We start from the raw sequence: 13775 nt of genomic DNA, 5'->3' as shown, positions 1-13775 counted from the left end.
ATGGTTTGGATGGGCAGATGACTGCAGAAAGTAAATATAAGAAATTAGTTAAGAACTCTGTGGTTTTCTTTATTGGGAACCTAGGTAGCAAGGTTATCACCTTTCTCATTGTTCCCTTTTATACTTATTATTTAACGACCGCAGAGTATGGCACAGCTGACCTTGTTACCACTACGGTCAATTTGCTCGTTCCATTTGCTATGGTTGGTATGAACGAAGCTGTTCTTCGATTCACGGTCTCAAAGGAAGTCGACGTTAAGACCATTGCGTCGAATTCGCTTCTTGTTGTTATCGCTGGCTGGCTTATTTGCTGGCTACTGTTCCCGTTGTTTCGCATGTTCAGCGTTATTGGTGATAACGTCGTTTATTTCTTGCTCCTACTTTGCTTGACCAGCTTCAACTATGTATTCATGCAGCTTCTTCGCGGGATCGGTAAATCAAAGGCATTTGCTGCTAATGGAGTGGTCATTACATTTGTTACCGCCTTTTCGAACGTACTTGCACTTGCGGTATGGCATCTAGGTGTTGGCGGATACCTTGCTTCTATGGTCGTAGCGCAATTCATCGGTGCTTTGCATATCATCGTTTCCTGTAGACTTTGGAATTACCTAGCGTTCTCCAGCTTAAATAGACATGCGCTAAATGCCATGTTGACCTACTGCATACCTCTAATTCCGAACTCGCTTATGTGGTGGATTATGTCGGCTTCCGATAGGTATGTAATACTGTTCTTTATTGGCGCCAGCGCAAACGGTATCTACAACGTTGCCCAGAAGATCCCCCAAATTGTGAACATCGTCTACAATATTTTCATGCAGGCATGGCAGATTTCGGCAATTGAAGAACGAGAATCTGCGGATAATGCTAGGTTTCAGTCGACGGTCTTTCGCTATATCTTTGTGGTTCTTGCTGTGGCATCGTCCCTTATCGCTGCGTCTGCCTACCCCGTCTACACGTTCCTCATGAGTTCGTCGTATGAAGGCTCGTGGCAGCCAGTTGCTATGCTATCGCTTGCCAATCTCTTTTCCTGCGTTGCCGCTTTCTTTGGAACAACGTATGTCGTTACTAAAGAAAGCAAGAAGGCCTTCTCTACAACCGCTATTGGCGCAATCGTTAATATAGCGCTCACTTTGCTTCTTGTTCCGGCGTGTGGAATTTTGGGCGCTGCTGGCGCTACTGCCATTAGCTATGCTGTTATCGCTGCGGTGCGTGCGCGTGATACACGTAAGTTTATTAAACTTGATTTTCGCAGGGGAGAGATTGCTGCCAGCTTTGTTTTGATTGGCGCCCAAGTGGCTTTGTCTTTCGCACCGTTCTCCCCTGGCATTCTAATTGCAGAGTTTCTGCTTTTCTTTGCCCTTCTATTCGTTCTTAGGAATGGCCTCTTAGACATTGCTTGCAAGGGTATGAAGGTAGTTGGAAAGCGTAAGCAATCTGCTTAAGCGGTGTCTGATTGGGCATTTACTCGTTTGGGCTCTCCGGATTATTGTGAAACAGTACCGAAGAAATTGCACATGGGTGCCGGGGCAAGTATGAGCCTCGGCACCCATTTTGGGTAGCGTCGAGAAAGTTGGTGTAGAGCCCGATCCGAAGCGAGTCGGCCCTGCGTCCTAGAATCTGGAATACTGTTGATATCCTATGCCGTCTCGACCCTGTCTGCTGCGGGGATCGCCGGGTCCGCGAGCAGCCACGCCTGGTCGGCAGCCCCGTTGTGCGCGTAGAACTACACTCGGTTTCCCTCGGAGGTCGACTGCGCGAAGTCGTCGAGCGTCATGCCCGACGCGGACACGATGGCGTGGCCGCCCTCGCAGGTCGAGACGCGCCAGAGTTGTGAGGCAGAGCCGTCCGCCTCGGCCAGGACCGCCCAGTCGCCCGACTCGGTCAGCAGCGCGCCGCCCGAGGAGATCCTGTAGAGGCCTGCGGCGCCGTCGCGCTCGAACGTCAGCGCGCCCCCGCCCGACGGCAGGGAACAGCCTGAGGCGGAGGCCGCGACGGCCACCCCCCCCGTCGAGGGAGGATGCGACGCGGTGTGCGCCGTCCTCGATGATCTTCTCTTATGCTGCGTTTTGGTAATTTGCTGCTAGGACGTACTTAGCGCTCCATCTGCTGATCGATTCCTTGCCGACGTTCGAAGTCGCGGTTAGCTTAACCTCGGCGCCTTGAGCCTTTCCCTCCCTCTGATTCATCGCAAAAGCAACGATTCCATTCTGAATCCCTGAGATGTTTCTCGGCCCATTCATTTGCCTTGCCGTTTCGCACAAAGTAATTGTTGGACAGGTCGGTCGAGCGGTAGGCGTGGCCGTCCTTCTGGTAGTTGGCCGTGTGGTCGGAGTGGGCGATTGCCATGAGCTCGTCGGTCAGGCCAAAGTACAGATGGCGCTGGTCCAGGTCCCCGTACCAGTTGTCGCTGGTGTCGTCCCAGGTTAGGTCCATCTGGCACCATTTGCCGTCGAGCTTTACGGCGTTCCAGGTATGGCCATTGCCGGTGATGTGGCCGTTGGCGATGCCCGCGGCGTTAAGGAGCTTGGAGTAGATGCGCTGGTAGCTCTCGCAGGTGCCCTGGTGGCGCGTGAGGCCACTTTCGGCCGAGCACCAGTTGAGGCTGTGGTCGTACTCCAGCTGGTCGAGCGTCCAGTCGTGGAGCCACAGCGCCATGTCGTATTCCGAGCCGTCTGTTTATTGCCTGCACAGGTCCACGGCGTCGTTGATGATCTGCGTGACGCATGGGCGGGCGGCGTCGTTTACGGTCACCTCCGCCGTGGTGCGCAGGTAGTAGATCCCCTTGTCGTTTTGGGGGCCGTTTCTGTCGTTGTCCATAAAGTTGAAGTAGATGCGGTACGTGCCCGATGCCGTGAAGTCAAAGGTAAAGTCGTGGCCCGTGGTGCCCGGGCTGTAGTAGCTGGCCCATGCCGGGCGCGACGGGTCGCAGACGCTTTCCTGACTGCCGCCGTCCCAATAGGTGGGTACGTCCATACGCGCCTTGGCCTGGGACGAGCCGTCGGCCTGGGTTACGTGGAAGGTCGTTGCGGTGCCCGCGGGGGCGTCGATTCACGAGACGGTGAAGGTGACGCCGTTTTGGCTTGCCGTGGCGGAGTGTGCGTAGCCGGTTTGTGACGTGGCGGAGATGGCCTCGGGCGTGGGGTTGGTCTGGGCGAGGAGGGATGGGGCGGGGGCTGTGGTGGCCGTGCCGGTTGCGGCGGCGGTGCCGGGCGTGGCGGTGTCTGTGGCGTTGGCGTCCGCGGGGTCGGTCTGACTGGTGCCGGTGGATGTTGCGGTGCTGTCCTCTGCGGTATCTGCTGCCGCGATTGTGTTGGTGTTGTCTTCGGCCTTGCCTGTGCCGCTGCTCGTGGCGTCGGCTTGTGCCTGCTGCTCGGCTGTTGCTTGAGGCTGAATCGCCTCCGCAATGGCCGCCATAGGCATCGTCGCGCCGACCATGGACGTGCACGCGATCGCGCAGAGCAGGTAGTAAAGGGGTCGTTTCATAGCGGAGCCTCTCGGTGAGCAGCCAATAGGGTCCGAAGGCAGCTCCAGGCCGGCACTCCGCACATATTTAGTTGGGGTTTTATTTTACGGGAACCCCAGTCAACATCAGCGATCTTTCTGGGGAATGTTGGGGAGGGGTTGGAGCGCCATAGAGGACGGAGCCGTGTAGGGAAATGTCGTCTCCAGAATCGATATCCCAATTTAGCAGCCGCTCAAAGCGGTCGTACCGCACGATGCCGATCCAGCCGTCGGAACACCTGAACTCCTCGACCATTCGCTTGGTAATCACGACAGCGTTGTCAACGATGTCGCTCTCCCGCACCGTGAACATGCAGTAGATCGGTAAGGGCCAATGGGCGTAGACGCCCACGCCGTACGCCAGAGACGCTTCTAGCGGATCGCCCTGCTCTCCAGGCAAACCGTGGTAGTAGTCGGCGGCGTTCATATAGAGGCGCCCATCAGGTCGTCGATGTACTCCTCTTGGGGAGCGAACTTCAGTAGGTAGATGATGTCGTCTATTGGCATGGCGAGTCCTCTCGTTGCTTGACGTGCGCCAGGCCGCGTCGTATGCTCCGGGGTGTTGGCTGTCAAGATAAGGGCGGCTTCTCAAACCTGCGTGCCGGATTGGGTGATGTCGTGATAGTTGCCGTAGTGCCCAATCCGAAGTGGATCGTCTTGACGTTGAAGAACCTGGAATGCGGCTGATTCGACTATCCTCTCGCTTGTGGGCGAGGATGCGTGCGACCACCCTGTCATAAGCGAGTCGATATTTCGTGAACGCGGTTCGTAAAGTAAAATAACTCAGAAGTGGTCTAGTGGTCGATGACGTTTGGGGCATTATGAAACCCACGTTTCAAGACATGCGTTCTGCTTTACAAGCGCAGCGCATGAAAGTTAGTTTTGATACTTACGATCTTACATGCGATGAGCTAACAAGAAGGATTTTGAAAAAGAGAATCGATATTGCTCCTGAGTACCAGAGGCAGTTTCGGTGGGACGATGAGAGACAGTCTGGCCTTATAGAGTCGGTTCTGCTGGGAATTCCGGTTCCAAATTTATTTATGGCAACTTCTTCTACTCCAGATGAGGCTGTTGTTTGGGAAGTTGTGGACGGACTTCAGCGTAGCCTCTCGATTGTCAATTTTATTCTTGAAGGGGAACAGCGCGAGGAGTTGGGCTTGAAGGCTCCTCTATGTCTTAAGGGATTAAGCAAGCTGCCCGAGCTTAATGGATGCTGCTTTTCGGATTTGCCAGAAGACATGCGCTCGATTTTTCTCGATCGCCCAATAAAGGTAACGGTTCTGAATGACAAAAGCGATCGTCAGGTCCGTTTCGACCTCTTTGAGCGCCTGAATACGGGAGGCATATCATTGACATCTCAAGAGGTGCGATCCTGTATCTATCGCGGAGTTTTTCTCGATTTAATTAATGAACTGTCATCCAATGCTGATTTTCGAACTGTTGTTGTTGTCCCCAAAAACCGCCAGTCGGATGGTAGTCTTCAGGAATATGTCCTCAGGTTTTTTGCTTATTTAAACGGTGTAGAGGGTTTTAAACACTCGGTTAAAGAGTTCCTTAACTCCTTTATCGAGAAGGGCAATCAATACGATGAGGAGCTGCTTGATGAATATAGAGATGAATTCAATCGGGTTATGAATTATCTTGCTCGGTGTTTTCCGAATGGGTTGAAGCGGGGCGGAAAGGGATCAACTCCTGCTAACGTGTTTGAGGGAGTCTCTGTTGGGGCTGCGCAGGCTCTCAGAGTATGTCCCCAGCTTGAGGTGTGCAGTAAAAACAACTGGATCGATTCTAAGGCTTTTCGTGGGTATACGACGTCTGCAACTAATTCGCTTCCTAAGGTAAAGGGGCGGATTGCTTATGCAAAAGAGGCTTTTTTGAATCATGGATACATTGAGCCTTAAACCTCAGATCGATCTATTTGAACAGTCCATGTCGGAACTTGAGCTGCTTTTGAGGTCCGCTAATATTTTCGAACAGATCGGCGATAGAGAATCGAATCCCTCTCCTGATGATATTCTGGTAAAGACAGCTAAAGGTATTTCCTTTGTATTTCTTTTTTCGGCCTATGAGCAGCTACTCAAAGGGACTGTTCGAGCTGTTCTTGAGACGGCCAATTCTTATAGGGGAAAATTGAAAAACATGCAGGATGGGTTTATAGCAGCAGCCTTAAATTCATCCTTTCGGTCATATGCTGATGCGTCTAATGTAAAAACCAAAATTGGTAACGCCAGGGACGTTCGGTCTTTACTCGACTCTTGTGTTCGCGATTTGAAGTTCACTGATTATTTTCCAGATGACGGGAGCTATATGAAGTCGACCCAGGTTAGGACTATCTGTTATTTATTTGATTTGGGGGACCCCGCGCCAATTTTGGGAAGAGCTTGGAGTCATATCGATGACTTCCAATACAAAAGAAATGAAATCGCCCATGGCTCAGTCTTGCCTTCGAAAATTGGCGAAAACTATTCTGCTTTAGAGATTGAGTCGTTTTACTCGGAATGGAGATGCAGCTGGGTCGCCTTTGCCGAGCATATTGAAAAGGAGAGTTTAAATCCGAGATTCTGGACCAGGCGATAGCCGGTGTCGTATGGGTAAGCGGATTTGGCGGAGCCTGCGATGGGTGTTTCGGGCTTAGATATAGTAAACGGGGTATTCATAAACAATGCTAGATATCCACCTTGACTCCAGAGATTTGTTTAGCTGGCGGCTTATCATCGACGAGGGCCTATTCATTGGTCGTATGGTGAGACATGCAGAACAATTTCCCAATGAGGCAATCGCTCTTGATATCACGGCGCTTCCGTTCGTAGCGGTTGCTGTGCACGATGCGATTCCTTTCATTAATAAGAAGCTCGGTTTTCATATTCCCGTAGAAGATCTACGCGTAACTCGTATTCGGCATATGACAAAGTCTCTCAGCTCGAACAAAATGAGCTTCTATGATTATCTTTCGGAAACCCGAGCCGTAATAGATCAACTCAATAAGCAATTCTCTGGTGGTCCCTTTCCAAAGCTTCTCAATAGGTTTCGAAACAATATCGGAATCACCTATTACGGTGAACTTCCCTGTTATGCAACCTTTTCTTCCATTCATCTCTTTACCAAGGACTCATCGGAGCTTCTCGGTTCAAGCGCCACTAGCTTTCCGTATGAAATCGGATACCATTCGGCGTTTTCTGGTAGCTTTTTATATCGTTTTTCTCAATCGTATTATGCAGATCGGTCTGTTTTTGATGTTTCAGCCTTTGAAACTCGTTCGAATGATCGCCGATTCGAAGATTTGGTCAAAAAGGTAAAAATCATTGGATGCAAGGACGACGTGATTTTCTTTTTTCTTTCTGAGCTCCTTATGCTGCTTGTATCAGTTGATGTTTTGTTTGAAGCAGGATTCTTTACTGACGCGGTTTTTATTAAGTATTCCTGTTTGAGTTTGGACCATGTCGCAAGGGCTCTTCAGATATTTACTACCTTTGCAAGGACCCATGCGGAGCTTGATCTTTGTACGAACAGGTTTCTGTCTGAAGTCGAGAGGCTTATTTCGAGAGAAGATAAGAGATGGATTAAGCGCGCTCATCCTTTGCGAAACGCATTCATGCACTACGACTTTTCGGAGAAGCTTGTGTCTGATCCTTCCGGTTGCTCCTCCTCGTGGTCAATACTCGATATAGCCTGTAATAACCAGATGGGATTGGATTTGCAAGGGTTTAAAACCGAACTTATGGCTGTTCGCTCCAAGCTGGAACGCTCGCTTTGTGAGTTAATCGCCTTTCCAAGATTTGATCCGTTAAAGGTGCCTTGGGGTATGTAAGGCGCGGATGCCATTGCTAACAGCGTTGTCTGTATCGATGGTTTTCCCGTCGACGCCGTGTGCGCCGTCTCGCAATAAACAGCGGTGTTCAAGCGGACAAATATTCTTTTTAGTGTTGTTGCTATCTCGCCTTGAGCAATTCTACTCGTGTGATGGCGTTAAAGAAGGGCTTGAAATATGTACGATCTCGATAACCGTATCGATTTAATGCGATTGCATTCTGACTATCGAAAGCTGTGCGGTTCTGATGGAAGGGGTCGAGCCGCACTCATAGAGCTTTTCAATAGGGAAAAAATTACGGGGTGGCACGCGACTAGGGTGCTCTCGGAAGAAGAAATAAGGCACGGGGGACTCAAAGCATATTCAAAAACTGAGACGATTGATCGGTTTCGCAGTTTATACGATATCGTTGGGCTAGATTCAAACAGGATTGATGCGGTTCTTCGGATAGCGAAGCATTATTTAGACGAACATCCTCGTCGGAGCAACCATGTATGTTTCTATCTGCTTGAGTCTATGAGCAACCGTTATTCGAAATATTCAGCGACTTTGGGTGGGGAAACGTTTAGGTGGTCGGTGGAGGGCGGTTTAGGGCCTGGTGCGGGTGAGAGGCTGACGGAAATGGGAATTCCGATCAGGGTGAAATTTGCCTTTAATTTTAATCGTATCCAGCCTTATGCTCAGGATCCAATTATGTCAAAGTTTGTAAAGGCGCTTGACGGTTTTTCCGATGCTGATCAGCTCTCGCTTGAGGTTGATGGGGCTATTGAAGGTTCGATTGCTCCGCAGGACATCTTAGTGATCGAGCCGCAGTCGGAACAGGTTCATGAAGGATTTCTGCTCTCCTAATTTGAATTGACCCCTTGGAGTCCAGGGGATAAAGTAAATATAGCGGTATTGACGTAGTCAACCTACGGGCCTACGTCCTGCGGAGAGACGGCTGTTCTTATGGATGGCCGTCTCTCTTCATTTAAGGAGTTGGTATGTCTGATAAGCCCTTTTTGACTATCGATGAGCAAGTTCGACTTCTTGAATCTCGCGGTTTGGATGTCGATGAGGATACTGGTCCCACTCTGATGCGTGAGGGCTACTACTCAATTGTCAATGGCTATAAGGATCCATTTCTCGATACTGGCAAGAGTAGAGAGTCTGGCGAAGATCGGTATCTTGAGGGCATATCGTTTTCGGATTTATATACTCTGTTCACTTTTGATAGAGAGCTAAGGTCTCTTACGTTTCGATATTTGATTTTGGCTGAGGCTAAAATCAAGACTGCGGTCGCCTATGCTTTTTCGAATGCCCACCGAGCTCCCGAAGCGTATCTTCTCCAGTCAAATTATTGCGATGAAAATGAATTTGCTAGCGCCGGGAAAAATGGGGCCAATTTCGCGCAAGAGATTGCTGGCCTTACGTCGGTTTTGGGTCGTAGGGTATCTAATAGCAAATCAGATTTCATCGCTCATTACCGAAATTCATATGGTGCGGTGCCCATTTGGGTGCTGGTGAACGACCTGACTTTTGGGAACATCGAACATTTCTATAACTTAATGAAGCCCAAGGATAAGTCTGCGGTTTGCAAAATGATTGTGGACTCGACGGGTAGGACCGGATCACACAAGCTCGGGTTTTTCAGTGTGGATGACGCGAGGGTTTCGATTGAGGTCCTCGTTAAATTCCGCAATGTTTGCGCCCATGATGAGAGGCTTTATTGCGCCAAGGTCGGTGGGCGCAAAAACGTCAACTACATTCGAATGGTTTGGATGCTTGAGCGCTATCTGACCGAGAATGAGTTCAAACGGTTCATTAAGGAACTCACTGAGCTTCTTATGAGATATGTTGAGACGTATGCGATTAAGCACGTGTTAAACCAGATCGGTTTTGTCGAACTGCTGCAAAAGACGTCAGGCGGAAGCTTATTTGAATAGCTGGTTCGCTGCTGATGTTTGGTGCTGGTCCAGGTCTCCGTACCAGTTGAGGCTGTGGTCGTACTCCAGCTGCTCGAGCGTCCAGTCGTGGAGCCACAGCGCCATGTCGTATTCCGAGCCGTTTGTCTCTTGCCTGCACAGGTCCACGGCGCTGTTGACGATCTGCGCGACGCTCGGGCGGGCGGCGTCGTTTACGGTTACCTCCGCCGTGGTGCGCAGGTAGTAGATCCCCCTGTCGTTTTGGGGGTCGTTTCTGTCGTTGTCCATAAAGTAGAAGTGGATGCGGTACGTGCCCGACGCCGTGAAGTCGAAGGTGAAGTCGTGGCCCGCGGTGCCCAGGCTGTGGTAGCTGGACCATGCCTGGCGCGACGGGTCGCAGACGCTTTCCTGGCCGCCGCCGTCCCAGTAGGTGGGCACGTCCATGCGCGCCTTGGCCTGGGACGAGCCGTCGGCCTGGGTTACGTGGAAGGTCGTCGCGGTGCCCGCGGGGGCGTCGTTCCACCAGACGGTGAAGGTGACGCCGTTTTGGGTTGCGGTAGTGGAGTGGGCGTAGCCGGTTTGTGACGTGGCGGAGATCGCGGCGGGCGCGGGGGTGGCTTGGGCTCGGAGGGATGGGGTGGGGGTGCCGGTTGCGGCGGTGGTGCCGGGCATGGCGGTGTCTGTGGCGTTGGCGTCCGCGGTGTCGGTCTGGCTGGTGCCGGTGGATGTTGCGGTGCTGTCCTCTACTGTATCCGCTGTCGCATTTGTGTTGGTGCCGTCTTCGGCCTTGCCTGTGCCGCTGCTCGTGGCGTCGGCTTGTGCCTGCTGCTCGGCTGTTGCTTGAGGCTGAATCGCCTCCGCAATGGCCGCCATAGGCATCGTCGCGCCGACCATGGACGTGCACGCGATCGCGCAGAGCAGGTAGTAAAGGGGTCGTTTCATAGCGGAGCCTCTCGGTGAGCAGCCAATAGGGTCCGAAGGCAGCTCCAGGCCGGCACTCCGCACATATTTAGTTGGGGTTTTATTTTACGGGAACCCCAGTCAACATCAGCGATCTTTCTGGGGGATGTTGGGGAGGGGGAGCGGTCCCGCTTTGGTCCCCGGCGGCGCTCTGACCTGTACTGGGTTGACTATACGCGATGCGGGAGCTTCAACATGAGGCCGTCTTCCGCTTCTTCGAGACTCGACACCGGGACTTTCCAGGAAAAGTCCGCGAGGCTGCTGCCTAGGTCAAGCTCCGCATGACCGTATTCTTCAATTTTGTAGCTAGGGTGATTCTCGTCTGGTAAAAGACGACATTCGACCGGGCGCGACCCGATGATTCGATATTCCTGCTGGTAAGCGTACTTGGGCGTTTTGATAACGAGATTGTGCGGGATGCCCTCAAAGATCTCGCGAATCAGTTTTGGCCCGGGGACGCCGTAGGAGATGGGGCCGTGGGCGTACATGTTTCCGTCTTCGGCGATGTGTCTGTCGGCGAGGCACGCGAAGCAGTCGTACTGCACAATGCCGATTCACCCGTCCACGCACCCGAACTCCCGGATCATTCGTATCAGGATTTTCACGGTGTTGTCCACGATATTGTTCTCGCGGACCGTGTACATGCAGTAGATGGGCAGTCGGTAATTGCCGTAGATGCATGCTGGGAGGACCATGGACGCTTCGAGCGGATCGCCCTGCTCGCCAGGCAGGCCATTGTGGTATTCGGCCGCGTTCATGTAGAGGTGCCCTTTCAGCAGGTCGTCGATGTACGCCTCCTTGGGTGCGAACTTGAGTAGGTAGGCGATGGTGCCGCCGGGCATGGCGCGTCCTTTCTTTGGTAGTGATGCCTCGGACCGCCATGTGCGGCCAGGTTCTTTGCTACCAAGGTAAAGGTTCCTGGCGGGACCCTCGTGCGGGAGTGGTGTGGATCGCTGGTGTTGCCCGGAGGTTGTGATCGTCCTCGGCGCCGGGGGTGCATGTCTGTGGAGCGTTCCGGGAGCTGTTTCCGGGCAGGGGAGTGTCGGCGGCTGTCAGCTAATAACGAAATCGGGGGTGAGCTCACAGTTGAGGCTGTCCTGCTCAACCTCAGCGGGGCTACGTTCCTCAGACGCGTGTTGGAAGTGGTGCCGTGTGATTGGGCCTCGCTGTAGTGCCAACCGTTGCGGGCATTGATGTGGGATCTCTGCCAAAGAGATTCATATTCGTTATGGTTTGCCTGATGTATGAGGCTCAAGTGGTCCAGGTATTCGTGTCGTGTTTTGTAGGTATGACCGAATTAGCTGCAACAAAGGCCGAACTGTCTTCATCTAGACTCCGAGCCTCGGTTTTCAAGGGCAGACCCCGGATGATGCGTCGTCTCTGCGAGTTGCCGTATCCGGTCGTTTTGACAAAAGCCTATACGATTTGCCAAGGAACGGATTGCCAATCAGGCTCTTGGTTGGGGGCGTAGCGCCCCCTGATCGCATAGATGAAGTAAATTGGAAACTGGCAATAGCCGAAGGTGACCGTGCTGCTCACCAAGGATGTTCCCAGCGGGTTGCCTTTAATCGCATATTGCGGCGCGTTACCATCTTCGGCCTGTCGGCATAATGGTTGCCTGGTTTTGGGTTATTGTTTTCCATGATTTTTACGTTGACCTTCTTCCTGGTGTTTCGGCAGGGGTAAGGACGCTTTGTGGAGGCGATTATATGTCCGATGTTAAGAAGCAGCACTACGTGCCGCGTTTTTATCTGAAGTCGTTTACTAATCAAGATGGCTTTCTTTATGCGGTGAAGCGTGAGCCAAGTGGTTTGGGTCGCATATTTCAAACTAAACCGGAAGGCATTTGTTTCGAGAAGTACCTTCATGAGATAAAGAGACGGACCCCAATAGATGGGGAGCGATTTATTGAACAGGGGTCTGCTGAAAAGGCATTAAGCAAGATGGAGAATGACCTTGCGTACGATTACAGACTGCTTATAGAGCATTTGGATGCCGGCGGGTTTTCTGACACTGATGAGACCTGTGAGCTGCTCGAACGTCTTATACTCCTCATTGCGTTATTACTCGTAAGGAGCCCAAAATATCTCAAGAGGGTAAGAAGCAATGCTGCATCCTACACGGCTGAGTTGGAAGCAGAAGGATTCCTTACTGAAGTTGATCGAAAAGAGATGGACGCCGAGGGTTTTGGCGAGGAGTTTGAATCGATTGTAGAGCTTGCTATTCAGGACGCAGCCTTGTTTAAGTTCTGTGAGGGCGCCCCGCTTTATTCGCTGGTTTCTTTGATGCTTAGAATGGATTGCGGCTTTTTCGTGGCGCCTGAGGGGTCAGAGTTTTTAACCTCGTCGTTGCCCATCTTTCCTGAATGGTCGGACATTCGGGAGAGCGATCCCTGCAGCATCTACTTTCCGTTGAGCCCTCGATATGGAGTGGCCTTTAAGCAGAAATCAGAGAATGACCGCTTGGTGAGTATTTCTCACATTGATGGTGCCGCTGTCGATGTGGTCAATCGCGCGATTATGCGCGGTAATGACTCCTGGGATTTCCTTATCGCGAGAGATTACGAGTGTTTGGAATCGCTTGTGGGAAATGACGGGCTGCGCGGTCTTGACCGCGCAGCCCGTTTAATTGCAGTGTGAATGGTTTTGCAAGCGCGGAGGTATAGGAGCTCTTATTTTATGCGGCCGTGCTTGCCTCAGCTCAACTCCGCGCGTATTACTTCCCACCGCGCACTATCGGCAATTCGAAACTGCTCGCTACTTCCGAATTCAAGAGATTTGTATGTGGATGAATCGAAGTCGAACACGTAATTGTGTCCTGGAACCGAGACAGTGACGGAAGCGAAGCGTCGCGGGTGATCGCGGGATTGTTTTTCCATTTTTGAGAGGGCTTCTCGAAGCATTTCCTCGTCAGCAAGAATAGTAGATTTGACAAACAGCTCATTTCTTCTAAATAATTCATAATCGTTAGAGTTGAGTCTCTTCAGTTTTTTGTTAAGGGCTTCATAAACCAGCTCGAACGAATCGGCGCCCCTTGGACCAAACAGAATTCCGCTTTCATAATGCGCGCCGCACTGTTCGATCCGTTCGATTTGGCGTTTTCTCCAAGATTGGTCATCGATGAATGCGAGCCTCGAGTAAAGAGATTCAGCCTCTCTGCTTTCTCGTGATTGGGAATCTGTCACCTCGATGCCCAGAGAACGTGTCCTATCGATCAGATCTGGCTTGTCGCTGTAAGTCAGATTTCCATATTTGTTGCTATCGATAAACTGCAGAACGTGTCTTGCATAGCATTCCCAGATATCGATTTTGGTCCTATCTGGGAGTGGCTTGTCGTAATATACGCTATCGATGTGACTGTCCAAACCGCTCACCTCTGTTATTCGAATTCCTGACTTTAATTTTTCCTTAATGAGGTTCTAAAGAATCTGTATCCATTCTTTCCGTTTCACTGCGGATCTAATCGATTTGGCGAAGAGATATAACTCAGGGATCAACTTGTTTGAGCTGCGTGTTGCTTTTAATCGTGTCTTCAAGGTTGTCGGGGCGAAGCTTGGGTACGCATGTCGTAAATACACCGGCGCAAGCTGCGAATGTTTT

General features: G+C 51.5%; 16 protein-coding genes. 7 read left to right on the top strand and 9 right to left on the bottom strand.

Annotation, left to right across the window (positions count from 1 at the left end; all coding sequences use genetic code 11):
* Positions 1-17 precede the first annotated feature (17 nt).
* Positions 18-1442 (top strand): lipopolysaccharide biosynthesis protein, encoded by a 1425-nt coding sequence (locus DWV20_RS00890; protein WP_118256127.1) that lies wholly within the window; start codon positions 18-20, stop codon positions 1440-1442.
* Between the two features lie 281 nt (positions 1443-1723).
* On the opposite strand, the gene DWV20_RS00885 is transcribed toward DWV20_RS00890, so the two are convergent.
* The 5 genes from DWV20_RS00885 to DWV20_RS00865 all read right to left on the bottom strand — a co-directional run bounded on the left by DWV20_RS00885 (position 1724) and on the right by DWV20_RS00865 (position 3928).
* Complete coding sequence (locus tag DWV20_RS00885; protein ID WP_118256126.1) at positions 1724-1999, bottom strand: RICIN domain-containing protein; 276 nt, start codon at positions 1997-1999, stop codon at positions 1724-1726.
* Positions 2000-2145: 146 nt separating this feature from the next.
* On the bottom strand, positions 2146-2655 hold the full coding sequence (locus DWV20_RS00880; RefSeq protein WP_118256125.1) for a transglutaminase domain-containing protein: 510 nt from the start codon (positions 2653-2655) through the stop codon (positions 2146-2148).
* 21 nt (positions 2656-2676) lie between these two features.
* A complete protein-coding gene (locus DWV20_RS00875) occupies positions 2677-2973 on the bottom strand; it encodes a hypothetical protein (RefSeq protein ID WP_118256124.1) in 297 nt (98 codons plus the stop codon).
* 75 nt (positions 2974-3048) lie between these two features.
* The gene (locus DWV20_RS00870) at positions 3049-3483 is read right to left on the bottom strand and encodes a hypothetical protein (protein ID WP_118256123.1); all 435 of its coding nucleotides are present in this window, start codon (positions 3481-3483) and stop codon (positions 3049-3051) included.
* A 79-nt stretch (positions 3484-3562) separates the two neighbouring features.
* Positions 3563-3928, bottom strand: coding sequence for a hypothetical protein (locus tag DWV20_RS00865; RefSeq protein WP_118256122.1), 366 nt, complete (start codon positions 3926-3928; stop codon positions 3563-3565).
* A 370-nt stretch (positions 3929-4298) separates the two neighbouring features.
* Between DWV20_RS00865 and DWV20_RS00860 the strand changes: the two genes are divergently transcribed.
* From DWV20_RS00860 to DWV20_RS00840, 5 genes are all read left to right on the top strand, one after another.
* Positions 4299-5405: a DUF262 domain-containing protein gene (locus DWV20_RS00860; RefSeq protein ID WP_118256121.1), complete on the top strand. Its 1107-nt coding sequence runs from the start codon at positions 4299-4301 to the stop codon at positions 5403-5405.
* Positions 5386-6081, top strand: coding sequence for a HEPN domain-containing protein (locus DWV20_RS00855; protein WP_118256120.1), 696 nt, complete (start codon positions 5386-5388; stop codon positions 6079-6081). The genes DWV20_RS00860 and DWV20_RS00855 overlap by 20 nt, the downstream gene beginning before the upstream one ends.
* An 85-nt stretch (positions 6082-6166) precedes the next feature.
* Positions 6167-7312: a hypothetical protein gene (locus DWV20_RS00850; protein WP_118256119.1), complete on the top strand. Its 1146-nt coding sequence runs from the start codon at positions 6167-6169 to the stop codon at positions 7310-7312.
* Between the two features lie 177 nt (positions 7313-7489).
* Positions 7490-8161: a hypothetical protein gene (locus tag DWV20_RS00845; RefSeq protein ID WP_118256118.1), complete on the top strand. Its 672-nt coding sequence runs from the start codon at positions 7490-7492 to the stop codon at positions 8159-8161.
* A gap of 134 nt (positions 8162-8295) precedes the next feature.
* Positions 8296-9237, top strand: a complete 942-nt coding sequence (locus DWV20_RS00840) for an Abi family protein (protein WP_118256117.1) — start codon at positions 8296-8298, stop codon at positions 9235-9237.
* Here DWV20_RS00840 and DWV20_RS00835 read toward each other — a convergent pair.
* The 3 genes from DWV20_RS00835 to DWV20_RS00825 form a co-directional block, all read right to left on the bottom strand.
* Entirely contained in the window at positions 9226-10158 is a 933-nt protein-coding gene (locus DWV20_RS00835) for a hypothetical protein (protein WP_118256116.1), read from the bottom strand. The two genes, DWV20_RS00840 and DWV20_RS00835, sit on opposite strands and share 12 nt — an antisense overlap.
* Before the next feature lie 188 nt (positions 10159-10346).
* Entirely contained in the window at positions 10347-10664 is a 318-nt protein-coding gene (locus DWV20_RS00830; protein WP_147346292.1) for a hypothetical protein, read from the bottom strand.
* A 66-nt stretch (positions 10665-10730) separates the two neighbouring features.
* The gene (locus DWV20_RS00825) at positions 10731-11018 is read right to left on the bottom strand and encodes a hypothetical protein (protein WP_118256114.1); all 288 of its coding nucleotides are present in this window, start codon (positions 11016-11018) and stop codon (positions 10731-10733) included.
* 867 nt (positions 11019-11885) lie between these two features.
* Here DWV20_RS00825 and DWV20_RS00820 point away from each other — a divergent pair.
* A complete protein-coding gene (locus DWV20_RS00820; protein WP_158566261.1) occupies positions 11886-12815 on the top strand; it encodes a DUF4238 domain-containing protein in 930 nt (309 codons plus the stop codon).
* Positions 12816-12871: 56 nt separating this feature from the next.
* Here the strand turns inward: DWV20_RS00820 and DWV20_RS00815 are convergent, their stop codons facing one another.
* On the bottom strand, positions 12872-13540 hold the full coding sequence (locus DWV20_RS00815) for a hypothetical protein (RefSeq protein WP_118256112.1): 669 nt from the start codon (positions 13538-13540) through the stop codon (positions 12872-12874).
* Between the last annotated feature and the right edge of the window lie 235 nt (positions 13541-13775).

This window comes from Collinsella sp. AF02-46-1 (genome assembly GCF_003465825.1).
Lineage (GTDB): Bacteria > Actinomycetota > Coriobacteriia > Coriobacteriales > Coriobacteriaceae > Collinsella.
This window is presented reverse-complemented; position numbering and strand designations above follow the sequence as displayed.